Here is a 25526-nt window from a genome sequence, read left to right as displayed (position 1 = left end):
TTATATTATAACGCCTTAAAGCATCGAATTCGAATGTAAATGAATGATTTCCTTTGACATTATAACCTAGAAGCATTATCGTCATAGCATATGTTATTTACTAGATGATGATGGATAGGGAGAGACTTGAACATATGGAACAAGCAATGTTTGCAGGTGGTTGCTTTTGGTGCATGGTTACACCGTTCGAGGAGTTACCAGGTATCCAAGGGATTGTATCGGGATATGCTGGAGGATTAACTGAGAACCCAACTTACGAAGAAGTCAAAACAGGAACAACAGGACATTACGAGGTGGTACAAATTACGTTTGATCCATCGCTTTTTTCATACGAGAAGCTGCTTGAATTATATTGGCCTCAGATTGATCCCACGGATGATGGTGGACAATTTCAGGATAGAGGAACACAATACCGGACAGCCATCTTTTACTATAACGAAGAACAACGTTTAGCAGCCCTTGCCTCGAAGGAGCAGGTTGCTGTGAGTGGCAGATTCTCAGGACCCGTTGTGACGGAAATCCTTCCAGCGCCAACCTTTTATCGAGCGGAAGAATATCATCAGGACTATCATCACAAGAATCCCAAGCATTATAAAGAGGATCGTGAGCAATCCGGACGGGATTCCTTTATCGCTAAACACTGGTAATTGCAGAAACGGAATTCCTAAAGTAAAAGAGCATCCTAAGTCGTTTATGGCTTACAGGTGCTCTTTTTACATCATATACAAATTTTATATATTTTAAATTCTACATACTTTCTACACATTTATAGACTAAACTACTCTAAATTAAGCGAGAAATTTAAAATGGAGGGTTTAGGATGAAAAAAATCATACCCATAGTTGCTGTAACATTGCTTCTAAGTTCAGTGTTAGCTGGCTGTCAATCGAGCAATAATGCCCCATCTGGATCAGATAAGCAAGCTTCTATATCTTCAGTGGATCAACCATGGATCGCAACAAAAAACACAACTCGTATAAACTCTTCTGACCCTACTGAGGCAGCAGTTATCGTTTCACAAACCCTATGGACTGCACAGACGAAGAACAACAGACCTTCAAGTGTAGTATTGACGGATGTAAGCAATTGGCAGATTGCCGCGGTTAGTGCGGATTTGATCCATCATCCGAATAATGGCCCTATTCTTTTTACAACTAAAGAGGGTGTCCCTGAGGCAACGTTAGCAGAGCTTAAGCGGTTGAATCCTTTAGGCGCAGAAGGTAATAATGGTGTACAAGTAGTGCTCGTCGGACCCATGGCTTCCAATGTCGAAGAACAATTAAAGACACTGGATCTGAAAGTAGACCGAATTGAAGGGGATGAGCCGGCAGCTGTAGCACAAGCCATTGATACTTATTATGCAAAAGCTTCCGGTGAACTTCCAAAGGCAGTCATTGTAGGTTCTATGGATAGTCCTGAGTACACACTGCCTGCGGTGAATTGGATCGCCCATATGCCAGAGCCGCTTCTCTATGTAACAAAAGATGAAATTCCAGACCCTACGTTTGATGCTTTGAAAGAGCGTGGTGGTTCGGCTACGATTTATATCTTAGGACCTGAAAAAGTTGTATCTACAGCAGTAGAAAAGCAATTACAGGAATTCGGCACAGTAACCCGTATAGCTGGAAAAGACATTTATGAGAATGCTATTGCTTTTGCTACTTTTAAGGACGCCAGCAACGGTTTCGGCTGGGGCATAACGACACCTGGACATAACTTGTCTTTGTTGACTACCGATTCAACGATGCTGGCGATCGCCGCTGCACCTTTTTCGCATTTAGGGAAACATGCACCGCTTATCTTTACGGAAAATGACGGGTTGCCAGATTCCGTGATGGAATATATGATGACCCTTCAACCTAAATTTCAAGAATCACCAGCAGAAGGCCCCTATAATCATGCTTGGTTAACTGGGGACATCAACGCAATAAAAGAAAGTGCCCAAAGCGAAATCGATGATATGCTGGAAATCTCACCGGCGGCAGGAGGCAATCCACATTCCGGTCATTAGGCCACGAAGAGGTGAACAACTTGAATAAGCTTCAGGTACTGATCGTTGACGATGAATGGAACATGCGGAATTTAATTCGGATTTATTTAACAAGAGAAGGAATAACGACTAGAGAAGCGTCAACGGGGCATGAGGCACTCACTTTGCTGAATCAACAGAACTTTGATCTAATTCTGCTGGATGTGATGATGCCAGATATGGATGGCTGGCAGGTCTGTAAAGCCGTTAGAGAGGTAAGCTCTGTCCCCGTTCTAATGCTAACAGCTCGCTCGGAAACTAAGGACAAGGTTCGTGGTCTCGGCATAGGCGCGGATGACTATCTCACCAAACCGTTCGAGCCAGAGGAATTAGTCGCAAGAATTTACTCTTTGGTACGGCGTTCAATGCTTACATCGACCCAACAACCTCTGAAAAAGGTTCTGAGCTACCCTGAGCTAGCGATTTACCCGGATGCTCGTGAGGTACATATTCTGGATACAGCAGTTGAGTTTACACTCAAGGAATTTGATCTGCTAACGGCCTTGGCGCAAAATGCGCACCGTGTCTTTACGAGAGAAGAACTAGTAGAGCGTTTATGGGGCAATGATTATGAGGGTGAAAACCGTGTCATCGACACACATATTAAGAATATTCGCGAGAAATTACATAAGGCGGGTCTGTCTTATAATCCTGTTCAAACGGTATGGGGATTAGGCTATAAATTTGAGATCCCAGGTAATCATCTATGAAGAATAATATTATAGGACTGAAGCTCGGGTCAGTTATTATGTCTGTTTTTTTAGTTGTTTTGCTTATTCTTGGGATAACGATAGACCGAATGTTTACCAGTTTTTATTACAACGAGATGCAAAAAGAAACTGAGGAGCTAACCTCGCATTTTATCAGAATGGCTGAATCACCGGATAGTTCAAACGAGCAGATGATGAGTACTTTTGCAGAGTTTTCGGACGTGAGTATATTTAATATTTCAAAAGACGGTAGTGTCATTCTCCATTCGGGTGTTCATGACCGCGCAGATCGTTCATTCATAAATGCTTCGGATATTAGTCGGATATTTGCCGGGAAAAGTGTGAATTTTGAGTATACAGATCCTACTGGACACAGATATTTCATCACTGGAAAACCAATTTCAAAGGGTCAAACCATCCAGTCTGCACTATATGTAATGTCCTCTACAGAGAACATGAAGCAATCCTTGGCTTCTATCCGTAATCTACTGTTGCTCGCAGGAATTGGGGCCTTTATATTGGCACTAGGGATCACGGGAATAATTAGTTTGTTGTTATCCAGGCCGCTGATCAAGATGCAGAAGGCGACTAGAAAAATTGCTGCCGGTGAATTGGAAACGAGACTTTCCATACGGAGTAACGATGAAATCGGTTTTTTGGCAGGAGCTATTAACGACCTTGCTATAGATCTGCAAAGATACAGGGACACGCGTCAGGAATTTTTAGCCAACATCTCTCATGAACTGCGGACACCCATCACCTATTTGAAAGGGTATACCAAAGTTGTAAAGGATGGACTTTATGAGACCGAAGGGGAACGAGATCTGTATTTAGATATTATCCATGAGGAAGCGCATCGGCTTGAGCATCTGGTAGAAGATTTATTTGAACTGGCAAAGATGGAAGAAGGCAAGATCTCACTTACGCTGGACTGGATAGATCTTAAGCACATGGCAGAACAAGCGGTACGCAGAGTGGAATTGAAAGCCAAAGAAAAGGGACTTCAGCTGAAGATTATGTATCATGGAGATTCGTATAGGGTTCGTGGAGATGAAAAGCGTATGGAACAAATTATGATGAACCTTCTGGAGAATGCGATCCGTTATACGGATGAAGGTGAGATTACCGTCCATGTAGATGAGGATGTCGACGGAGATACCGTTTTATTTATTGTAGAGGATACCGGAATAGGTATTCCTGAGGAAGAACTGCCCTATGTCTTTGAACGCTTTTACAGAGTTGAGAAATCACGATCCAGGCAATATGGTGGTACAGGTCTTGGACTATCCATTGTTAAAAAGCTTGTAGAATTACACGGCGGTAAGATTCGAATTACAAGTCAGCCTGGAGTTGGAACCCGATGCGAGGTAGAACTGCCTAGATTAACAAAATCCGAAAAGTAAGAGCCAAAAGAGACTTTGCGTATGTACGCGAAGTCTCTTTTTAATTGATGTCAGCTAACGCTATTTTGCTGGCTCAAGCTCTTCAAGTGCCCACTCGCAAAATTGTATAGAGCTCTCCATATCCAGCACTCGTTTCTGAATGAGTAAGTAGCGTCCAAAAGTGGTTGCTTTTAATTCACGACTCTCACTTCGTTCATCACGTAAGACTTCGTTAGCTTTCAGCAAGACCTTGTATCGTTCTAGCTCACTTTTACAAAACTCCGCTCGTTTTTGTAGAAGTTCTTTTGCCTCCTCGGGTTTGGAGAGCCATAGACTATACAGCTTAAAATGTAGCTCGTCCCGTAGGACTGGAGGCTCAGCTGGAGTTTCCACCCAATTCCGCAATTGCTCAAGTCCTGCTTCCGTAATGGAGTATTCCTTTTTATCCGGCTTATCCGATTGCTCAATGAGCTGATATGAAATGTAACCTTGCTGCTCCATGCTCATAAGAAGAGGGTAGATTTGACTATGTCCTGCTCGCCATAACGGTTTTATATTCTGTGTTAATTCATATCCAGACAACGAGTTAGCACTTAGTAAAGCAAGAAGTCCATAAGACAGTGTATTCATTACTATGAAGCCCTCCAGTTATTATAAATCCGTTTTCATTGTGATTTTTGGCGATATGTCATCATTGACATATTATCCATACGATTATAACATTATTTAAGTTGAATTATATATGTAAAAGTAGACATATAAAAAAGATGAGGAGGGGTAGCATGGACGTTAAACAAGAAAGTAAAATTCATTTTTGGCCTATAATGATTGCCATATTCTTCGGAAACTTCGTCTCTGTCTTAAGTACAACGACCATCAACATAGCTGTTCCTCTTTTAATGAATCATTTCCATTCGAACCTGAACACTATGCAATGGATGGTTACAGGTTTTATGCTAGCAACGGGAGTAACTGCACCACTTGCCGGATATCTGGGAGGCAGATTTAGCTATAAGCGACTGTATCTATTCGCTTTGATGGGATTCACCATGTTCTCCTTACTCTGTGCAATAGCTTGGAATCCAACCTCTTTGATTGTATTTCGAATGCTTCAGGGGTCTTGCAGCGGGCTGATTATGGCCTGTACGATGACGATTATATTCCAAGTGATTCCAGCTGAACGCAGACCTTTCGCCGTGAGCCTATGGTCGCTATCCGCGATGGTAGCCCCAGCCATAGGTCCGACATTTAGCGGATGGTTACTACAGTATGCTAGCTGGCACTGGTTATTTTTAATTAACATTCCCATTGGGATCATTGCTATTATTCTAACCGTAACGTTAATTCCATACTATCGAATGAATGTTCCGAAATCATTTGATATTCCTGGCTTCCTAACTGTTGTACTGGGCAGCTTATCTTTATTAACCGCATTTAGCCAAGGCAATAGCTGGGGATGGGGCTCATGGAAGACCCTATCCTTAATACTTGTGGGGATCGTACTTTTAGTTTTCTTCGTCTTGCACGAGCTGAAGGCGGAAGTACCACTGCTGAATCTGCGTGTCTTTCGAAATCGGCGTTTTACTGCCATGCTTAGTATCTATAGTTTGGTGACGATAGCAATGTATGCTGGAACTTACTTAACTCCATTGTTCTTACAAACGGTAGAAGGAGCAACAACACTTAAAACGGGGCTTATCTTATTGCCATCTTCGATTCTTCTGGCTTTACTTAGTCCAATCGTAGGTAAGATGTATCCAAAGTTTGGGCCTGTGAAGTTAATTTCTGCTGGTATTTTATTTATTTTCATCGGTTTATTTATGATGAGCCGGCTGCATACAAATGTTTCTTACAGCTTCATTATGTGGGCAATGGTTGTTCGGAATTTAGGTATTGGATTAGCTAACGTTCCGAGTAGCACAGCGTCTATGGAGGAAATTCCAGTCGAATGGTCAGGTCATGCCACATCGATCAACAACTGGGTTCGGAATGTGTTAAGCTCACTTGGGATTGCGGTGTTCACTTCTATTTTGTCCACAAGATCCATACTGCACTCTAAAGAATTGATCAGTTCAGGTGCAGGTAATGCAGATTCGATAAGATTATTATCGTTCACTATGGGTGTGAATGATGTATTCGTAGTCGGCTCTATCATCGTGTTGTTTGGATTACCACTTATGTTTTTATTGCGCAAGAAGCGTAGTGTAATTTCTGTTCAAAGTGCGGGATAACCTTCGCATCACATTAGAAAAGCAGACCAAGGGCTTAGCCTTGATCTGCTTTTTTTATATGTTAAGTTAGTGCATCATGTCGCCCATTCCACCCATGCTGCCCACAATTTCCGGATTGATCATCCCGAATATCATCGCGATATGTGCTACAACCAAGAATCCACTGATGAGTATAAAATGAAGCTTCATTTTCTGTTCATCTGTTCGTTTACGAGCGATCAGACCAAGATCTAACAAAGCTAGCGGTAATAAGAAAAGCACTCCGCTCAAATAGAAGCCTACGGCTACCACGTCAACCCATGTGTGCCACTCACCATTCACTGACAAAGGGATGAATGCGGTAGGAAACAAGTAGAGGAATACCCCTGTGAAGTACAACCCCGCCAGAATGCTACAGAATTTGTTAAAGGTCCGTAAAGAGCCTTTTAGATTTTTGGTGAACAAAATAATAAACTCTGTAACGGTGATCGTCTCAGCAAAAATCACAGGGATCGCCATAAATAAAATCAAGTTCCAAGGCTGATTATCCGCTAGCAAAGACATATAATGGGTCATGTTCATAAAATACTCCTCCGATATATAAAAATAACTTTCGTACTGATCGTATTCGAGAAGTATGTGGAAAGTATGTAGAAACGAAGGTATTATAAATACATCCATTAATATCAATTGAGGGGAGCAAGACAGCAGTGGGAAGAGGACTACAAAGTATTTTATTTGATTTGGATGGTACATTAACGGACCCTAAAGAAGGCATAACAAAAAGCGTAGAATACGCATTGAACAAATTTGATATTCAGATCGAGCATTTGGATAAACTTCTTCCTTACATAGGCCCACCTCTTTATGATTCATTTATCGAGCTGCATCAGTTCTCAGAGGAACAAGCGCAACAAGCAGTTGTATTCTACCGTGAGCGTTACAGCATAGTTGGAATGCTTGAGAATATGGTGATTGATGGTATACCGCAATTGCTGGAAGAACTCAAGAATAAAGGATTTTCATTGTATGTAGCTACCTCCAAGCCTACTGTTTTTGCAGAACAAATTCTTGAGCATTATAAACTAGATCATTATTTTGAGCATATCGGTGGTAGTAATCTAGATGGCACCCGTTCTAAAAAGAAAGATGTGATACAGTACGTACTCGATCAGAATGCTATTCTTCCGGAGGAAGCTGTGATGATTGGGGACCGAGAGCATGATATTATCGGTGCTATAGGTTGTGGAGTAGAATCTATTGGTGTGACGTTTGGTTACGGATCTAAAGAAGAACTGGAGAATGCTGGGGCAGATCATATCGCTTATCGAGTAGAAGAAATTGCGGATATCATCCAACATATATCATTAAGAGAGCGGTGTGCGAAATGATCCAACCTCGTAATTCAATCTTGGAGGGCAATACAGTCAAGCTGGTTCCAATGGATGACAGCCATGTAGAAGGGCTAGCGAGAGTATTAAGAAATCCAAACATCTGGGAATTTACTTGGCGAAAAATAACGTCGGACGAGCAGGTACAGGATTTAATCACAACCGCATTCGCAAATCAAAACAATGAATCGCAAATCCCCTTCGTCATCATTGAAAAAGCTACTGGACAAATCGTCGGTACCACTCGAATCATGCATCCGGATTTGGTTCATCGCAATGCTGAAATCGGATGTACGTGGATCTCACCTGAATATTGGAGAACGAGTGTGAATACCGAGGCTAAGTCATTACTGCTTCACTATTGTTTTGAAGAGCTAAAGCTGATTCGTGTAGAGTTTACAGTGGTGAAGACTAACTTGAGGTCACAAAGAGCGGTAGAACGATTAGGGGCTGTAAAAGAAGGGGTCCTACGCAAGCATAGAATTAGATCTGATGGTTCGATTCATGATAATGTTGTCTTTAGTATTTTGGATAACGAATGGCCATCGGTAAAAGAGAATCTGCACTATTTATTAAATGAGAAGTACTCATAATTATATAAAAGAAGCCAAGAGTCCCTCTCTTATGGAGAAGGACTCTTGCTCTATAGATCAGCCACTTGGCTGTTTATGGTTATTGTTTAGGACTTACAAGAATTTTCACTTGATTTTTTTCCTTCAAAAGCGCCTCGAACCCATGTTCAATTACTTCGTTCAATTTGATTCTTTTAGTCACCAATTTGTCCGCAGGGAAGTAACCTTGTTCCATGAGACTAATTACTGCTGGGAATACATCACGGTATCCGATGATACCAGTTAAATTACGTTCTTTAAGTACGATGTTGTTTGGAGTAATCGTAGCATCTTTTTCAAAAATACTAACGATCATGATTTGACCACTTAATTTAGTGGAATTGATAGCTTGTGTTAGAACGGGAGGGACACCTGTGACTTCAAAAGCAACATCCACGCCGCCATCGGTACGTTTTTGAATTTCTTCAACCACATCATATTGTTTAGGATCGATTACAATACCACCAAGTTCCTCAGCTTTGCTCTTACGTTCTTCTGAGAGTTCAACAACATAAATTTCAGCTGCACCGGAAGCTTTCAAAGCTTCAATCACAAGCAAACCGATAGGGCCAGCGCCAAATACTACAGCTTTATCTCCGACCTTCAATTGACTGGAACGAACAGCATGCAGAGCAACTGCAGAAGGTTCTACTAGAGCGCCTTGCTCATAGGACAAGCTGTCAGGAATTTTGTGCACCATATGTTGGTCTGCTGCAACGTATTCTGAGAATCCACCGCCGCCTCCAGCCAAACCTAGGAAGCCCATTTTTTCACAAAGATTGTATTTGCCTTGTCGACAAGCTACACATTCACCACATGCAAAAACTGGTTCAACGACAACTCGATCACCAACATTAAACTTGCTAACGCCTTGACCTACTTCAACGATTTGTCCAGAGAATTCATGTCCCATTACGACGGGCGCTTTTTCACCAGTAAGGGGATGATCTGTACCTTGGGGAATGAAAATAGGACCGGCTACATATTCGTGAAGATCGCTGCCACAAATCCCGCACCATTCTATTTTGATTTTCACTTTTCCTTCAAGTGCTGCTGGTTCTTCAATCGTTTCTAACCGTAGATCTTTGACGTTATGCCATCTTAATGCTTGCATATCATTCATCTCCTAGATTAATTAATTGATAATAAATAGTGTTTTTCTCCTGGAAAAGAGGAAACGTTTCCGAGAACAAATATGTCACATAATTTTCATATTGTCAAATTTAAATACTAAAATATTAATATCGAAAATTAGTGAAATATTTCACCTAAACTCAGCAATATCAGGATTATTAGACTATATTGTACTTGCTATAAGTGCTTTTATAAGCACATATATGTTATAATTAATACATTGGAAATACGGCTTGAATGAGACGGATTGATTTAATAATAGCTACGATTACGGAAACGATTCCGAAAATGAGGGGACTATCAACTTGGCTAATAAAAACAAAGTAACTATAGAGGATGTAGCGAAACGAGCGGGAGTAGGTATTGCTACTGTTTCAAGAGCGATTAATAATTCGGAGGGAATTAGTTCCAAGACTAAGGCATTAGTACTGCAAGTGATTGAGGAGATGGGTTTTACACCTAATACCTCTGCACAAAGTCTGAAGATTCGCCAAACGAAGCAAATCGCTCTGGCTGTTCCCGACATTCGAAATGCCATTATTCCAGATATCGCCTGGTCCGTGGAGCAAGCAGCTAAACAGGACGGCTATCGAGTCATTCAGATTAATACTTCCGGAAATCCGCGGACAGAGCTCGAAACGATTCGTGAGATCAAGAAATTACATGTTGATGGACTCATTATCATGCCTCTTGCTTATCCCAAGACTATGGTAGAGCTAATTAATAAATCGAGTGTTCCTGTCTCCATCATTAACTACGGGAAACGCATTACAGAGAATGTGAAAGCGGATATCGTAAGCCTGTCACGTTTTGAGGGCCAGCTAATCATGGAACATCTAAGCAATATTGGCCGAACTAGAATTGCTTACGCAGGAGCTCAGAAGGATCTCATTGAAGATCGTTATCTTGCCTATCAGCAGGCGTTAAATCAAGTGGATATTTCTTTGGTTTATTTTGGAGAGGATTTCTCCTTGCAAACGGGGGTACAAGCTGCAGATTATTTCTATAGCCTGACCCATATGCCAGATGCAATATATGCTGTAAATGACATGGTCGCTATAGGGATCGTAAACCGATTTAAAGAGTTAGGCGTTCGTGTTCCTGAGGATGTGGCAGTGGTAGGGGTGGATAATAACGCATGGACAACCATTACAAGTCCGCAGATTAGTTCGGTCTCGATCATGGGAAATGAAGTCGCCCGTTTGGCTACTCAGCTTCTGTTGCAACGCATTCAGGATAATATTACGGGCGACTACCAAAGAGTACAGCTTGATCCGCGTTTAATTGTGCGAGAGTCTAGTGTTTCGGTTAAGCGTAGTACGACAGGTTGAAAATCCTCTAAATCCTGTTAGACTTAATACTAAGTAAGTTGATGGGGGAATATGAAATGAGGAGATTATTATGGCTAAAATATATAAAAGCGTAACAGATTTGATTGGTAATACACCGTTATTGGAAATTTCGAAATATAGTAAATCTCAGAACGTTGAAGCAAAAATCCTTGCCAAGTTAGAATCTTTTAATCCTGGAGGTAGCGTCAAGGATCGTATAGGGTATGCGATGATCAAAGATGCTGAGGATAAAGGCTTAATTCACAAAGATTCTGTAATTATTGAGCCAACAAGTGGCAATACCGGCATTGGCCTTGCAATGGCTGCGACCAGCCTTGGGTACTCGTTGATTATCGTACTTCCGGATACGTTCAGTATTGAACGCCGTAAGGTGATGGCTGCACTTGGTGCTAAGCTTGTATTAACACCTGGAGCTGAAGGGATGAGCGGTGCTCTGAAAAAGGCGGAGGAATTGGTAGCGGAAATTCCACATGCATTCATTCCACAACAATTCAGCAACCCAGCTAACCCTGAAATTCACAGAACGACAACTGCAGAGGAAATTTGGCGGGATACTGATGGAAATGTAGATATTTTTATTGCGGGTGTTGGTTCTGGAGGCACCATATCAGGGGTTGGGGAAGCTTTGAAGGCTAAGAACCCTTCTGTACAGATCGTCGCTATCGAACCGTTTGATTCACCGGTATTATCTGGTGGCCGGCCTAGTGCGCATGGAATTCAAGGGATTGGGGCTAACTTCATTCCGGAGATTTACAATAAAGAGGTTGTTGATGAGATTTTTCAGGTGAAGAATAAAGACGCATTTAATGTAGCGCGTGAAATTGCCAAGACCGAGGGATTACTTGTAGGGATCTCGTCTGGCGCCGCGGTATATACAGCTACAGAAATTGCTAAACGTCCAGAAAATAAAGGGAAGACGATTGTGGTGATTTTGCCTGATACTGGGGAACGTTATTTAACAACTACTCTGTTTGATTTTAATGAATAGCTTGAACCAACCTATGACTTGAAGTTGATACAAATTTGGAGGCTCAGCGGAATGCTGAGTCTTTTTGTGTATTTAGTAATTAAAGAGTGATCAATTCAGCCCCTTATTTTACCAATGGCTATGGTACAATATAGCATAAATCGTAGTAGTTCTAAAAAAGGAGTATGAAACGTGTGAATGTGTTCAAAAAAGTTAGAAATAATTATGTGATTTGGCATGCAAATCGTATTCAGTTACTGGATTTTCCTTCAAGTCCTGTCGTTAGAAAGAAAGTGGTTTTTTCGGGTAGAGTTCAAAACGTAGGATTCCGTTTGGAAATATATACGATTGCTGAAAGAATGAAATTAACGGGTAGGGTACAAAATTTAAATGACGGAAGTGTAGAGGTAGAAGTACAAGGAGAAGAGCAGCGAATCTCTTTTCTAGTCCATTGCATGAAATCATTGAAACGGGCATCTGTAAAGAAAGTAACTATGAGTGATCTGCCTATTCATGAGAGTGAGAAAGATTTCACGATAGTAAAATAAGTACATATGGATTAGTAGAATTAAGAAGTAGATTATATTGCGCTAGATTAGGAAGATAGAGGAGAAAAACATGAATAGATTAATTGGGATTAAAGTTTCTCAGTTCATTCTTCTGATCATTTTAACAATCGCTTGCTTTATATATGGTATTGATATTATTGATCAATTCGATGGAAAGGTATTCAGCCACGCGGCTGTACTCTTTGGGTCCTCTTTGAGTTTTCTTTGTTTATTGATTAGTGTTGGAATAATGCTTGGATTTTTAATTGAAGGGACATCCGTGTTCAGTACAATCATTTTAATGTGGCCGTTGATACATATTGGTCTTGTAATTCTCTTATTTATTGTTGGGGCGCTGCTTTGGGAATTACTCTATGTAATAGCCCTTTATCCTTTAATATTATTGCCTATTAATTTAATTGGTGAGGGAATATCATTAGGGTTTCAGTTAAACCGATTAGTTTTTCGTAGAGATCAAAATAAATTATCAGAGTTTTTCATAAGCATATTGATTAACCTAATTATTATTATTTTCATTATTATAGCTATATCTAAACCTGAAAGTGCTAATTTCTTTATGTGAATTTGGCGGCCGGGGCTTTATGTAACATCTGATGTGTGGTTTATTGAATAGAACAAAATGGAACTATTGTGTAAACTGAGCGTAACCGATAAATAAAAGAGATTATGATAGAGCAGGAGGTACATATGAACTACAGAATTTTTAGAAAAATGCTTCTTACCACACTTGCCACCCTGATGTTAAGTGTTTTGCTTCTTCCGGTTTTAACTTCAGCAAAGACAGCTGTACCTAAGCATACTGGGTCATTTTATGTGAATGATTTTGCGAATGTGATCGACGAGAAAGCTGAGAATTACATGGTGAACTATGGAATTCGATTACATCAGGATACGGGTGCTCAAGTCGTAGTGGTGACAGTCGATTCTACAAATGGAGTTTCGATGGAAGAGTATGCAACTTCGCTATTCAATAGCTGGGGCGTAGGCTCTGCGGATAAGAATAACGGGCTTTTGCTATTGCTTTCTATAAAAGATGATGACTACTGGGCGGTACAAGGTAAGGGTATTGAGGACACGTTGCCTAACAGTAAGATTAAAGATATTCTCTCTCAATATCTTGAGCCGGATTTTGCAGCTAAAACTTATAGTAACGGTGCACGTAAAACTTATGGCGCTTTTACTCAAGCCATGGGTGGGACCTGGGTGGAAAATGTCGGCACTAAAAACTATGTATCAGATAATGCCGGTGTACTCAAAAAAGTAACAAAGGATTATTTGAATGAATCTAGCAACAGATATAAAACTACAACTGGCAGCGGAATTTATGTGGTTACTGTAAAGAACGCAGGAGATAAAACACTTCAGGATTATACCTACATGAAGTTTGCCTCCGTTGCTGCTGGCCCTAAGGATGTTATGCTCGTGCTAGACATAGGTGGAGACAACTATCATGTTCTGCAAGGGAAGGACATCGACAAGGTTCTAACTAATGATGCAATCAGCAATATTTTGGATACTGTACTTGAGCCCCAATTTGTGAAAAAAGATTACGGAACGGGAGCTACGGCAACTTCTAATGCTTTGTACAGCTTCTTATTGGCTAGAGCGGATCATTCAGTTGGAGCGACGGGAAGCACAGGAATTACGGGGAATAGTGGAGGCACTACAGCCGCCAATTCTTCCTCAACAACCACTTCAGCAAAGGAGACCAGTGTTAGTGTAGGAAAAGGCCTTCTAATTTACTTATTGATATTTGCTCCGCTCATACTGTTCGGATATGGTCTTTCACGACGCAATAAATATATTGAAATGTACGGTTTGCCATTTAATCCGTATAGCCCAAGAAATATTCGTCGGTATGGGAATTGGTACGGTCAAGCGGATTACGGTTATGGTAGACGTTGGCACAGACGTTATAATAATCACCATCATAATCACCATCATCATCATAGAAACACACCATCAAATAACACACAGTCAAGCTTCTGGGGAAACAGCGGTGGAGGCGGCTCTACTAGAGGTGGAGGAGCGGGACGATATTCCTCAAGTAACGAGAATCGTGGAGGCGGAGGTTCGAGTAGTGGCGGAGGTGCAGGTAGACATTCTTCTAGCTCTTCCAGCTCTTCCAGCAGCAGCTACTCTAACAATGATAGTGGCTCTTCCGGTGGAGGAGGTTATTCCGGCGGTGGTGGCTCATCAGGTGGTGGGGGTAGCGCCAGCAGTGGTGGCGGAGCGGGTAGACACTAAAAAGATTGAAGATGAGCAGGTTTCCGGGTTATCCGAAACCTGCTTGTTTTGTTTTAGGAGGTTACTTATTTGTTTTAGGTTGTTACTTAATAGTAACTTTTCATAAAATTTATCGTCTATGATAAAGTTAGACATTTATTTTCAAATTCCGTAATAGTCAGGGAGGAAAAAGAAGTGAGCACTTCATCATTACCTCAACGTTCCACCGTACGCAAAAAGAAGCCAACAAAAAAACGTAAGAAACGGAGCTTTTTCCGAACACTATCCAAAGTGTTTTTATTCTGCTTAATTTTGTTGATTGCTGGGGGCGGTTGGTTTTACTTTGCACCTTCGGCTAAAAATCTGCGCTATTCAATCGCTGATACACTGATTACAACACAGCACCGCTACATGGCTAAATATATTATTGGTGAGGACGGATTAAAGAACAGAGTGACTGAATATAGCGCCCAATTTGAAGAGATGGGGGTCGAAAAGGACACACATACCATCACTCCTGAACCTGAAGTAAAAGAGAAACCACTGGTCGAGATAGAAAATGTCTCAGGTACTGGATATTCCGGATATGTCATGATCGTTAATGATCCTACTAAAGTTCGTTTGGGAATTCCGGATAAGGTAGGATCAGGTGAGAAAGTAACTAGTATGGTGAAGCGCACAGGTGCTATCGCTGGAGTTAACGGTGGTGGATTCGCTGACCCCAACTGGAAAGGTAACGGATTTAAACCTATCGGTATTGTGATCTCACAAGGTAAGTTATATTACAACGGTCTCGGTGGCAAGAAATCCACGCAAATCGTAGGTCTTGATAAACAAGGGAAGATGGTTGCTGGAAATTATTCTTTAGACGAGATTAGTAAAATGGGTGTTCAGGAGGCAGTAACTTTTAGCCCTCGTTTAATCGTCAATGGAAAAGGATTGATTAAGAACGCGGCTGAAGGTTGGGGAATTGCACCAAGAACAGCGATGGGCCAGCGAGCTGACGGAGCGATTATATTTGTTATTATTGATGGAAGACAACCTACTTATAGTATTGGGGCAAATCTATACGATGTGCAGCAAATCCTTCTTAAGCATGGAGCAGTGATTGCTGCCAATTTGGATGGAGGTTCTTCTACTGTGCTGGTAAAAGACAACGAGATTATGAACAAGCCATCTTCTCAATATGGGGAACGATATTTACCTACGGCTTTTCTTGTGTTTGAGCACCCTGAGCAAGTCGATATGCCGAATATTTGGAAGGGACTTGACCCCTCCAAAATTGATGCTGCTAAGAAGCGTACACGCTAAAGCACTCTTAATACGTAAATAAGATAAGGATTATCTTGGATTGCCATATGAAAATATGCTACGATATCACCTAGCATGAAACAGAATACAGAACTAACAGGTCTGGAACAGGGGGAATAGGAGTGACGTTGCAACAACTCCGCTACGCTATCGAAATTGCAAATAGTGGCTCCATGAATGAGGCGGCAAAGAAGCTCTTTGTTTCTCAACCGAGCCTGTCCAATGCCATTAAAGAGTTAGAAAGTGAACTGGGGATTACGATTTTTGAGCGGACCAACCGTGGAATCAGTATTTCCGTTGAGGGAATGGAATTCCTGGGTTATGCCCGCCAAATTATTGAACAGACGGAGCTTATGGAGAATCGTTATACGGGGAAAAAGCGTAGTCCGATCTATTTTTCCATCTCTACACAGCACTACGCCTTTGTGGTTGACGCCTTTGTAAATCTCATGAAGCACAATGATGTCTCAGAATACAACTTTAGCTTGAGAGAGACGCAAACCTACGAGATTATCGAAGATGTACGTACCTTGCGCAGTGATTTAGGAATTCTTTATATTAACGAGAGTAACTATAAGCATATGAATAAACTGTTTAGTGATGGCAATCTGAAATTCACACCACTTTTTAATACCGATCCACATCTTTATGTTCGAACCGGACACCCGCTGGCTCATAAGGACGTCATTACACAGGATGATATTGTGCCGTTCCCTTATATCACTTTTGAACAGGGTGAGAACAATTCACTGCACTTCTCAGAGGAAATGTTAAGCTTTTCACAAATTGAGAAGAATATTAAGGTGAATGACCGAGCGACACTGACCAATTTATTAATGGGTACGGATTGCTATACGGTAGGCACAGGAATTCTGGCGTCTGATCTAAATGGTGATGGACTGAAGACGATTCCTTTTGAGAGCAATGAAGTATTTACGGTTGGCTGGATAGCGCATAAAGATCGCAGACCGAGTGTAATGGCATCTAAGTATATCGAGATTTTGAATGACCTGGTTTCAGGAAGTTATTTTGATCTAAATCATTTTTTACTATAGCAGTAGGAGGATCGGTATGATTAGACCCGTAATTGGCACCCAGAGAAATGCTCCACCCTTTCGCTACGATATCGTTGGCAGCTTCTTACGAACGGATGAGATAAAAACAGCCCGCCTCCAATATGACAATGGTGAAATCACGGGCAGTCAGCTTCATGAAATTGAGAATATTGAAATCGCCAAACTACTGGAACTGCAAAAAGAAGTGGGTTTATTGGCGGTCACAGACGGGGAATTTCGCCGTTCCTGGTGGCATCTCGATTTCTTTGTAGGGATTAAAGGAACTGAGAAGATTAACTTAAATCAAGGAAGAGCGGAAGCGGTTCAGCGCGCGGAATCTTTTCGAATCGTGGACCGGATTGCCTTTGAAGATCATCCAATGATCGACCAATTTATCGCTTTGAAACAAATGGCCGGAGACCGAATTCCGAAAATGACGATCCCTTCACCTGCTTTATTTCACTTTGTGGAGGACTTTAACGGGAATGAAGTTTACCCGGATCAAGAAACCCTATTCCAAGATATTATTGCTGTTTACCGAACTGCAATCCAAGCGTTCTATGATGCAGGCTGCCGTTACCTCCAGTTAGACGATACAACTTGGGGAACGCTGTGTAGTGGTAGACATCGGGCGCATTTACGAAGCAGAGGTACAGATCCAGATCAGTTGGCTAAGGATTATGTTAGGCTGATTAACGAGAGCATTGCCAATCGTCCAGGTGATATGACGATCGCGCTTCACGTATGCCGAGGTAATTTCCGTTCCACATGGTTCGCAGCTGGTGGTTATGAGCCTGTGGCCGAAGAACTTTTTTCGAATACTAAAGTGGATGCTTTTTTCTTGGAGTATGATAATGAGCGGGCGGGCGATTTTGAGCCCTTACGATTTATTAAAGATCAATTTGTGGTATTGGGACTAGTAACTACGAAACATGGTGGTCTTGAGAGCAAAGAGCAGCTCAAAGCGCGTATTGAAGAAGCGGCACAATATGTAGATATTGAGAAGCTTTGCTTAAGTCCTCAATGTGGGTTTGCTTCCACCGAGGAAGGAAATATCCTAACCGAAGAAGAGCAGTGGGATAAAATACGTCTCGTAATTGAAACAGCCCAAGAGGTTTGGGTATAAATAAAATAAGTTTTTAGAAGGCTCCTGTTTGATTTAGGGGCCTTTTTTATGCGTGTATTGTAACAGCTTAGAGGATTAACCTACCAGCGCACTTTACTAGAGCTATTAATCAAGGGTATAATAAGTAACAATTGTTTTTAATTCATGTTGAAAGAGAGCGGGAACAATATGGGTCGTAAGTGGAATAATATTAAGGAAAAGAAAGCCTCCAAAGACGCCAACACAAGTCGCGTCTATGCAAAGTTTGGTGTTGAGATTTATGTAGCAGCCAAGAAAGGTGAACCCGATCCAGAAGCAAACCGGGCCTTGAAGGTTGTATTAGAACGTGCAAAAACTTACAATGTACCAAAAGCCATTATTGACCGCGCAATGGATAAAGCCAAAGGCAGCGGTGATGAGAATTATGAAGAGCTTCGTTACGAAGGATTTGGACCTAACGGTTCGATGATCATCGTCGATGCACTTACGAATAACGTTAACCGTACAGCGCCTTTGATCCGTTCTACATTCAGTAAGAATGGCGGGAATATGGGTGTCAGCGGATCTGTAGCCTACATGTTTGACTCAACGGCTGTTATCGGTGTAGAAGGTAAAACTGCCGATGAAGTGATTGAGATGATGTTCGATGCAGAACTTGATGTACGTGATGTTCTAGAAGAGGATGAAGCGGTTATCGTGTACGCTGAACCTGATCAGTTCCATGCTGTACAAGAAGTGTTCAGGAATGCAGGAATCACTGAGTTTACGGTTGCTGAGCTGAACATGCTTCCACAGAACTATGTAACACTTCCTGAAGATGCACAAGCTCAATTCGAAAAATTGATTGATGCCTTAGAAGATTTAGAAGATGTTCAACAAGTGTATCATAACGTAGATTCTGAGGACTAAGAATAACATATAACAAGGCGATGGAGTTCGCCACAACCGTCTCTTCAGACTAATGACTCCTACCAGAGTGAGCTTCACTGGTAGGAGTCTGTTTTGTTGCTAGAGACTAATTTATACTGACTTTGGGAGTTGCTGTTATGAATCAATGGTCTGCACGATGGCATGAATTCGTGAAGAAAAGAAGTCATTTTGTACTTTGGAGTACATTTATCAAATGGATTGTACTCGGAAGTGTGGTTGGACTCTTATCGGGAACTGCCTCGGCTTTCTTTCTGAAAAGCTTAGACTATGTAACAGATGTACGTTTAGAGCATCCATGGCTACTTTATTTGCTGCCTCTTGGGGGAGTATTTGTTAGTTTCTTATATATGCGTTACGGAAAAAACAGCGCTAAAGGAAATAACCTTATTATAGAACAAATTCAGGATGGTACAGAGACCATTCCATTACGCATGGCACCCTTAGTATTGTTAGGAACACTGGTCACTCACTTGTTTGGTGGATCTGCCGGACGGGAGGGAACAGCTGTACAAATGGGAGGAAGCCTCGCGGAGTGGTTTGGGAAATTAATCAAAATCAGCCCGTTAGATCGCAAAATACTGTTAATGTGCGGGATTAGCGGGGGCTTCGGTTCTATTTTCGGAACACCGCTGGCTGGAACCTTATTTGGTCTAGAGGTAGTAACCATTGGACTTATTAGCCAACAGGCATTACTTCCATGTTTTGTGGCTAGCTTTATTGGTGATCTGGTCACCACTCGATTGTGGGGCGTTCATCATACTCACTATGTCGTGAATGAATTTCCAACCTTAAGTTTAATGATTATTCTAAAAGTGGTATTGGCCTCTGTAATTTTTGGTCTCGTGAGTATGCTTTTCAGTGAACTGACTCATTTACTAAAAAGAATCTTCACCGCCATGATAAGCAATCCTATGATAAAAGGTGCAGTGGGTGGTTTGATTATCATAGCGTTAGTATTCCTTGTAGGGTCCCGTGATTACTTAGGCCTCGGAATTCCATTAATCAAGGATTCTTTTGAGGGAGATGTCTCTCCTTTCGCTTTTTTATGGAAGCTGATCTTTACCGCCTTTACCTTAGGAACAGGATTTCAGGGTGGTGAGGTTACTCCGCTATTTGCGATTGGAGCCACATTAGGTAATGCTTTGGCTGGAATTTTACATGTATATGGACCGTTTCTGGCAGCTCTCGGATTCATTGCTGTCTTCTGTGGAGCTACCAGTACGCCTATCGCTTGCTTTTTAATGGGGATTGAGCTGTTCGGGTCAGAGGGGGCTGTATACATGTTCATCGCTTGTGTAGTGAGTTATTTATTCTCCGGACATAGTAGTATTTATACTTCACAGCTTATTGGTGTATCGAAGAGCCAGTTCATTTCAATTCCTCAAGGGACTAGAATAAGTAATGTTAAACGACCTCGCAAAAAATAACAACATTTCCCGTTCTAAGTTGACAAGTAACGGCATGCGTTTTAAACTGTTACCAAACGAAGGGATGGTTTAACATGATTCATGTAGAAACTGTAAAGTTATATACCAGAGGCTGCTCCGAACAATCGGATACAAACGATGAAACGTTGTCCGGAGCTTAATCGAAAAGCGAATCGCTTTTTATATCATCGAAAGATAGCTAGGTCATTTTAGTGTGATTATTCATGCTTATTTGATTGCGCCATCTTCCGATGTTAATGATTAAGAGGCTGTAGACAATTTTCGTCTACAGCCTTTTGTGTTATATTGCTCAGTTTCTACACTGACATTTATATGTTTGTGCCGTTCATTCGTGTACTGACAAGCAGAAGGCTAGCACCTAAGGGTGCAGTGTCTTCTGCTTTTTTTGCGTTCTTAATTAATTTTAGAAAAGAGGAATAGGAAATGAGTTTACTTGAGGTTTCTAATTTATCACATGCTTTTGGCGATAAGGTTCTATACAAGAATGTTTCTATGGAATTGTACAAGGGTGAGCATGTCGGTGTGGTTGGCCAGAATGGAACGGGGAAAAGTACGTTTATTAGCATTTTGACAGGCGAAGTGATCCCGGATGATGGAATGATAAAGTGGCAGCCCAATATTACAATCGGTCATCTCGATCAATATGCTGTCATGGATGGAAACCGTACGGTTCATAATTATTTAAGACAGGCTTTCTCAGAATTATATGAACTAGAACGAAAAATAAATGAGCTCTATGAAGAGTGCGCTGTTACTGGCAACGAAACGTTATTACAAAAGGCAGCAGACTACCAGGAACGATTAGAAGCGCTAGACTATTATTCGATGGAGAGCAACATCAGTAAGATGGTTACCGGTCTAGGGATCAACGCGATTGGAATCGACCGTCCCATCGAGCAGTTAAGCGGGGGGCAACGGACGAAAGTCATTCTGGCCAAGCTTTTACTTGAACAACCAGATGTGTTATTACTCGATGAACCAACCAATTATTTGGATAAGGAACATGTTAACTGGCTCGCTGAGTATCTGATTGCATTCAATCAAGCGTTCATTGTAGTGTCTCACAACTATGCCTTTCTCGATAAAATATCCACTAGTATTTGCGATATTGAGGGCGAAACGATTAAAAAATACCACGGGAAATACTCGGATTTTGTGAAGCAGAAGGAACATTTACGAGAGAGTCATATCCGGCAATATCATGCACAGCAGAAAAAAATCGAAACCACTGAGCAATTCATTCGAAAAAACGGTGCAGGTGTTAATTCCAAAATTGCCCGTGGTCGCCAGAAACAGCTGGATAGAATGGAACGAATCGCTGCTCCGACATTTGTCTCCAAAGCGTCTATTCGCTTTAAGGAGCTTCCGTGCATGTCACAAGTAGTCCTTAAAGTGGATCACTTAGTCGTAGGTTACGATAAGCCTTTGTTGCCTAAATTGAAGTTCTCCATTCGCGGTGGACAAAAGCTCGTGATTACGGGCTTCAACGGAATCGGGAAATCAACTTTACTAAAGACGTTGGTTGGAGAGATCCAAGGGATTACCGGTAGGTTTCAGTTCGCAGAACAAGTTAAAGTGGGTTATTTCGAGCAAGATTTAACTTGGGAAGACGATACAATGACACCTATTCAGGTGATTTCAGCTTATGATCCCAAACTGACTGTAAAGGAAATACGTCGCTATCTAGCGCAGTATGTTGTTAAAGATAACCTTGTAACACAGTCAATACGTACACTCAGCGGCGGAGAGCAATCTAAAGTTAAGCTGTGCCTATTACTGCTGTCAGAATATAACTTTTTAATTATGGATGAGCCGACCAATCACTTAGATGCTGAAACGAAAGATGCTTTACAGAAAGCTCTAATCCAATTTGGCGGAACTGTGATTCTTGTTTCTCATGAAGAACAATTTTATAAGGGATGGGTTGATCGTGTGCTTAACATAGGAGATGAAACCAGAAATAAAGGAGTTAAATACTAATGCAAACCATGAATGATCATTGGAAAAGAAAAATAACCCTATTTCTAACGGCTCAAACCATATCTTTATTTGGAACGTTATAGTCGTGAAAAAATGATAATGCTAGCGGATGACGTGATTGGGATCGCTACACTTATCCTCGCCGTGATGTTTTTGATGGGTTATAACAAGGAACCTTTACTCTGGATGAGGTAAATTCTGCAACTACAAATAAACTGGGAACTTTTATAACACGAGATAATAATGTTAGGGATAATTTACTTAATGAAATTGCCAACGCATACTCAAATGAGTTATAAATTTATTATGGAGACTGAATGATCAGTCTCCATCTTTCTTCAGTAAGGAGGTAGTTATGAAAAAAATTAGCATCATTTCAATTTCACTGATAATTTTATTGATTTTAATATTTGTATTAATCAGACCAACGCAAGAGATCCTTAGCGTTAGCCTTGTATCGGAAACAACGGAAATCACTTACACTGACAGTGAAAGCATTCGAATCTTCGAAGATGCTATAAGAACTGTTAAAAAAGTACGCGGGGCTGTCGATGTGGGGCCACCATCCTATCGAATGACTGTTACTTACGCTGATTCTGAGGTTGTTGATTTTAGCCTTTATATAGATCTTAAAGCTAAAAATGGCTTTCTGATTAAAAATAGCAATAGCGAAAAGATGCTGAATTTAAAAGATAAGAATGCGGTAGAGCTAGCTGATCTTTTAAGTAAAGAAAAGTGAGAATAATATTTGAGACATTCTAAAAAGATCTTAAAGATTATAGTTTTAGAAACTCAATCTAAAAAATTAATTTTTATGTTGTAAATTGCAGTTTATTGATGAAAAACTGTAAATGTGGTAAATATATTATGTTATGATTAATCAAATTTTCTATTGTCGTTAGTGATACGACAGAGTTGGATTTGTACTGGGACACACCCAGTTCATAAACATAGGGCTTATTTTGTCATGGAGACGATAGACACCTGTTTGCTGTCTATCGTCTCCATGGCTTTTTTGTACCTATTGGAGGAGATAAAGTGGATATGGTTGATATTAGTCGAGCAGCTGAGTAAGTACTTGCTGTGTTGCATTCAGAAATGCTCCCGTTACATGAATATGATGAAGTTCATATCAATGTATCGGGTAGGGTAGATATTGACGCGACGGTGCTTGTAGCCTTCACGATTATCATACTCCCAAAGGAAAAATCAAGCTTGTCCATATGCGTGTCGATAGAGATTTAGAAGGTACGACTAATAGACAATTTTTTTGGCCGCAGACTGATGTATATCTTCAGTACTTAAGCGAAAAACTTGATCTTCCCTTAATTGTTATATGGGGTTAATTAAGTTTAGAAGAGAGAATTCGGAACCGTAAAATGTTTCCAGACTCTAGCTGCTGTTTCTGCACTTCGTATATGAAAAGAGACGTTTATGCGTATTGGGTTCGTCAATTCGATAATTGCAAGATCCTATTATTGACCGGTGAACGATCTTAAGAATCTAAGGAACGATCTAAGAAACCTGTTTTCATGCTTCATTCGGCACATGCGACGAACAAAAAGAATCGCACCGGTCCGCTAGCTGATAGTATCCAAGTGGAGACAATTCTTTTACTCGCTGGTATTACAGTGATTATGTGCGCCTTGTATGCAGTGATTAAACTTCTTGCCTTAGCAAAGGACTACGATTAACATGAAGTTATCCAAAAAAATACAATCATAGCCCAGAGGGATCTTAGTTCGGTAAATTGTGGAGGGGGTTAGGTATGTATATCCATACATCTTCTTTAACACAGTTCAATAAAGGATTAGAGCCAATTGACTTATCACTCGAGCGATTCGTTAATCAGCATTTAGATCGTTATGATAAGTTAGAGCCTCACATCCATGCTTTTGTATCGGAAGAGAAAAGAACAGATAGAATCATGAGTGAAGTAGCGCTGCTAAGACAAACCTATCATGAGCTCCCAAAACCATCATTATACGGAGTTCCAGTAGGAGTTAAGGATCTAATTCATATAGACGGCTTACCCACTCGTGCCGGTTCAAATCTTCCTCCACAGGAATTAACACGTTCAGAAGGTAGTTTTATTAAAAAGCTGCGGCAAAAAGGAGTATGGTTCACAGGCAAAACGGTGACCGAAGAGTTCGCATATGCCGGGCATCTCCCAACTCGTAATCCTCATCATTTGGATCATACACCAGGCGGCTCTAGTGCAGGGTCTGCAGCGGCAGTTGCCACGGGGATGTGTCCATTTGCGATAGGCACACAAAGTTTACGTTCTGTTATGGCACCTGCTTCTTTCTGTGGTGTTGTTGGATTTAAGCCAAGCTATGGACGTATCCCTTTGGATGGTGTTCAGTTGATGTCCCCTTCAATTGATACGATGGGATTTTTTACACAGGATATGGTTAGCATGGAGCGGATCTCTTCAGAACTCATTTCGGAATGGAGGCCTTTCGAATCTAACCGTAAACCCGTGCTTGGTATTCCAGAAGGGGTATTCATGACTTTATTGGAAGAGAACGCTAAACATACTTTTTGGAGCCAGATTAAGAAGTTGGAAGAGGCGGGCTTCATCATAAAAAATGTTAAGATGCCATGGGAAGATAGTTTCATCTATGGGGATGCAATGTTGAGATTAGTACAAGGGGAAATGGCTCAAGTGCATGCTGTACGATTTGAAAAATATAAAGATTACTATGGTTCGGCGATGCGTGCTGGTATTGAATCAGGTCAAACCATCAAAGAGGAAGAACTGGAGCGATATCGTAGAGGACAAATCAAATTGAGATATGATCTACTGGATGTTCAAAAGACAGAGGGGATTGATATTTGGGTCTCGCCCGCTCAAGCAGGAACTGCTCCATTGTGGGGAACACGGACAGGATGGGCTGGAATGACGGCCATTTGGTCATACGCAGGAGCGCCAACTGTTAGCATTCCTTCAGCCACTATTCATAACATGCCATTAGGATTTCAATGTATTGGGGCTTACGGGCAGGATGAAGAGCTTATATATTGGAGTAGGCTTGTATCACTAGCACTTGGGTGAGCCTATTTGGGCTACAGATGGGGCATGTTCGAGGTTAGATAACAGAGTGGGTCTTCAA

24 protein-coding genes and 1 riboswitch are annotated in these 25526 nt (G+C 41.2%); of the genes, 21 read left to right on the top strand and 3 right to left on the bottom strand.

All coding sequences use genetic code 11. From position 1 onward, the window contains the following. Window positions 1–134: 134 nt before the first annotated feature. The 4 genes from msrA to NSQ29_RS13150 all read left to right on the top strand — a co-directional run bounded on the left by msrA (window position 135) and on the right by NSQ29_RS13150 (window position 4142). Window positions 135–647 (top strand): peptide-methionine (S)-S-oxide reductase MsrA, encoded by a 513-nt coding sequence (msrA, locus tag NSQ29_RS13165; RefSeq protein WP_341125287.1) that lies wholly within the window; start codon window positions 135–137, stop codon window positions 645–647. A 173-nt stretch (window positions 648–820) separates the two neighbouring features. Beyond that, the gene (locus tag NSQ29_RS13160; RefSeq protein WP_341125286.1) at window positions 821–2011 is read left to right on the top strand and encodes a cell wall-binding repeat-containing protein; all 1191 of its coding nucleotides are present in this window, start codon (window positions 821–823) and stop codon (window positions 2009–2011) included. Between the two features lie 20 nt (window positions 2012–2031). After that, window positions 2032–2739, top strand: coding sequence for a response regulator transcription factor (locus NSQ29_RS13155; RefSeq protein WP_339803615.1), 708 nt, complete (start codon window positions 2032–2034; stop codon window positions 2737–2739). Beyond that, on the top strand, window positions 2736–4142 hold the full coding sequence (locus tag NSQ29_RS13150; protein WP_341125285.1) for a sensor histidine kinase: 1407 nt from the start codon (window positions 2736–2738) through the stop codon (window positions 4140–4142). The genes NSQ29_RS13155 and NSQ29_RS13150 overlap by 4 nt, the downstream gene beginning before the upstream one ends. Window positions 4143–4202: 60 nt before the next feature. On the opposite strand, the gene NSQ29_RS13145 is transcribed toward NSQ29_RS13150, so the two are convergent. Further along, window positions 4203–4751 carry a PadR family transcriptional regulator gene (locus NSQ29_RS13145; protein ID WP_042187948.1) on the bottom strand — a complete coding sequence of 183 codons (549 nt, stop codon included), beginning with the start codon at window positions 4749–4751 and terminating at the stop codon, window positions 4203–4205. Between the two features lie 152 nt (window positions 4752–4903). On the opposite strand from NSQ29_RS13145, the gene NSQ29_RS13140 reads away from it, so the two are divergent. Further along, window positions 4904–6352 carry an MDR family MFS transporter gene (locus NSQ29_RS13140; RefSeq protein WP_341125284.1) on the top strand — a complete coding sequence of 483 codons (1449 nt, stop codon included), beginning with the start codon at window positions 4904–4906 and terminating at the stop codon, window positions 6350–6352. Between the two features lie 66 nt (window positions 6353–6418). Here NSQ29_RS13140 and NSQ29_RS13135 read toward each other — a convergent pair whose 3' ends face one another. Beyond that, window positions 6419–6913: a DUF6803 family protein gene (locus NSQ29_RS13135; protein WP_076298958.1), complete on the bottom strand. Its 495-nt coding sequence runs from the start codon at window positions 6911–6913 to the stop codon at window positions 6419–6421. Window positions 6914–7041: 128 nt separating this feature from the next. On the opposite strand from NSQ29_RS13135, the gene NSQ29_RS13130 reads away from it, so the two are divergent. Then, entirely contained in the window at window positions 7042–7722 is a 681-nt protein-coding gene (locus tag NSQ29_RS13130) for an HAD family hydrolase (RefSeq protein WP_341125283.1), read from the top strand. Between the two features lie 20 nt (window positions 7723–7742). Beyond that, window positions 7743–8315, top strand: a complete 573-nt coding sequence (locus NSQ29_RS13125; RefSeq protein WP_341125282.1) for a GNAT family N-acetyltransferase — start codon at window positions 7743–7745, stop codon at window positions 8313–8315. A gap of 79 nt (window positions 8316–8394) precedes the next feature. Here the strand turns inward: NSQ29_RS13125 and NSQ29_RS13120 are convergent, their stop codons facing one another. Continuing rightward, window positions 8395–9447, bottom strand: a complete 1053-nt coding sequence (locus tag NSQ29_RS13120; RefSeq protein WP_042187954.1) for a 2,3-butanediol dehydrogenase — start codon at window positions 9445–9447, stop codon at window positions 8395–8397. Window positions 9448–9772: 325 nt separating this feature from the next. Between NSQ29_RS13120 and NSQ29_RS13115 the strand changes: the two genes are divergently transcribed. The 14 genes from NSQ29_RS13115 (at window position 9773) to NSQ29_RS13050 (ending at window position 25468) form a co-directional block, all read left to right on the top strand. Then, window positions 9773–10798 (top strand): LacI family DNA-binding transcriptional regulator, encoded by a 1026-nt coding sequence (locus NSQ29_RS13115; RefSeq protein WP_042193856.1) that lies wholly within the window; start codon window positions 9773–9775, stop codon window positions 10796–10798. A gap of 70 nt (window positions 10799–10868) precedes the next feature. Then, window positions 10869–11807: a cysteine synthase A gene (gene cysK / locus NSQ29_RS13110; protein WP_341125281.1), complete on the top strand. Its 939-nt coding sequence runs from the start codon at window positions 10869–10871 to the stop codon at window positions 11805–11807. A gap of 164 nt (window positions 11808–11971) precedes the next feature. Then, entirely contained in the window at window positions 11972–12334 is a 363-nt protein-coding gene (locus tag NSQ29_RS13105; protein WP_341125280.1) for an acylphosphatase, read from the top strand. A 70-nt stretch (window positions 12335–12404) separates the two neighbouring features. Beyond that, complete coding sequence (locus NSQ29_RS13100) at window positions 12405–12917, top strand: hypothetical protein (RefSeq protein ID WP_341125279.1); 513 nt, start codon at window positions 12405–12407, stop codon at window positions 12915–12917. A 125-nt stretch (window positions 12918–13042) separates the two neighbouring features. After that, window positions 13043–14602 (top strand): TPM domain-containing protein, encoded by a 1560-nt coding sequence (locus NSQ29_RS13095; RefSeq protein ID WP_341125278.1) that lies wholly within the window; start codon window positions 13043–13045, stop codon window positions 14600–14602. A 174-nt stretch (window positions 14603–14776) separates the two neighbouring features. Beyond that, on the top strand, window positions 14777–15892 hold the full coding sequence (locus tag NSQ29_RS13090; RefSeq protein WP_341125277.1) for a phosphodiester glycosidase family protein: 1116 nt from the start codon (window positions 14777–14779) through the stop codon (window positions 15890–15892). 122 nt (window positions 15893–16014) lie between these two features. Further along, the gene (locus NSQ29_RS13085) at window positions 16015–16947 is read left to right on the top strand and encodes a LysR family transcriptional regulator (RefSeq protein ID WP_042187960.1); all 933 of its coding nucleotides are present in this window, start codon (window positions 16015–16017) and stop codon (window positions 16945–16947) included. 16 nt (window positions 16948–16963) lie between these two features. Further along, window positions 16964–18073, top strand: a complete 1110-nt coding sequence (locus tag NSQ29_RS13080; protein WP_339247953.1) for a 5-methyltetrahydropteroyltriglutamate--homocysteine S-methyltransferase — start codon at window positions 16964–16966, stop codon at window positions 18071–18073. 168 nt (window positions 18074–18241) lie between these two features. Further along, window positions 18242–18961 (top strand): YebC/PmpR family DNA-binding transcriptional regulator, encoded by a 720-nt coding sequence (locus NSQ29_RS13075; protein WP_042187963.1) that lies wholly within the window; start codon window positions 18242–18244, stop codon window positions 18959–18961. Between the two features lie 7 nt (window positions 18962–18968). Further along, window positions 18969–19030, top strand: a riboswitch (Fluoride riboswitch). Between the two features lie 68 nt (window positions 19031–19098). Then, window positions 19099–20409 carry a voltage-gated chloride channel family protein gene (locus tag NSQ29_RS13070; RefSeq protein ID WP_341125276.1) on the top strand — a complete coding sequence of 437 codons (1311 nt, stop codon included), beginning with the start codon at window positions 19099–19101 and terminating at the stop codon, window positions 20407–20409. A gap of 444 nt (window positions 20410–20853) precedes the next feature. Further along, on the top strand, window positions 20854–22410 hold the full coding sequence (locus NSQ29_RS13065; protein WP_341125275.1) for an ABC-F family ATP-binding cassette domain-containing protein: 1557 nt from the start codon (window positions 20854–20856) through the stop codon (window positions 22408–22410). A 355-nt stretch (window positions 22411–22765) separates the two neighbouring features. Then, window positions 22766–23149 carry a hypothetical protein gene (locus NSQ29_RS13060; protein WP_339247963.1) on the top strand — a complete coding sequence of 128 codons (384 nt, stop codon included), beginning with the start codon at window positions 22766–22768 and terminating at the stop codon, window positions 23147–23149. Between the two features lie 793 nt (window positions 23150–23942). Further along, window positions 23943–24104, top strand: a complete 162-nt coding sequence (locus NSQ29_RS13055; RefSeq protein WP_341125274.1) for a hypothetical protein — start codon at window positions 23943–23945, stop codon at window positions 24102–24104. Between the two features lie 74 nt (window positions 24105–24178). Continuing rightward, window positions 24179–25468, top strand: coding sequence for an amidase (locus NSQ29_RS13050; RefSeq protein ID WP_341125273.1), 1290 nt, complete (start codon window positions 24179–24181; stop codon window positions 25466–25468). The last annotated feature ends 58 nt before the right edge of the window (window positions 25469–25526 follow it).

This window comes from Paenibacillus sp. FSL F4-0236, assembly GCF_038000135.1.
Taxonomy (GTDB): domain Bacteria; phylum Bacillota; class Bacilli; order Paenibacillales; family Paenibacillaceae; genus Paenibacillus_AQ.
Note: the sequence above shows the minus strand (reverse complement) of the source record. Positions and strands in the feature narration are given on the sequence as shown.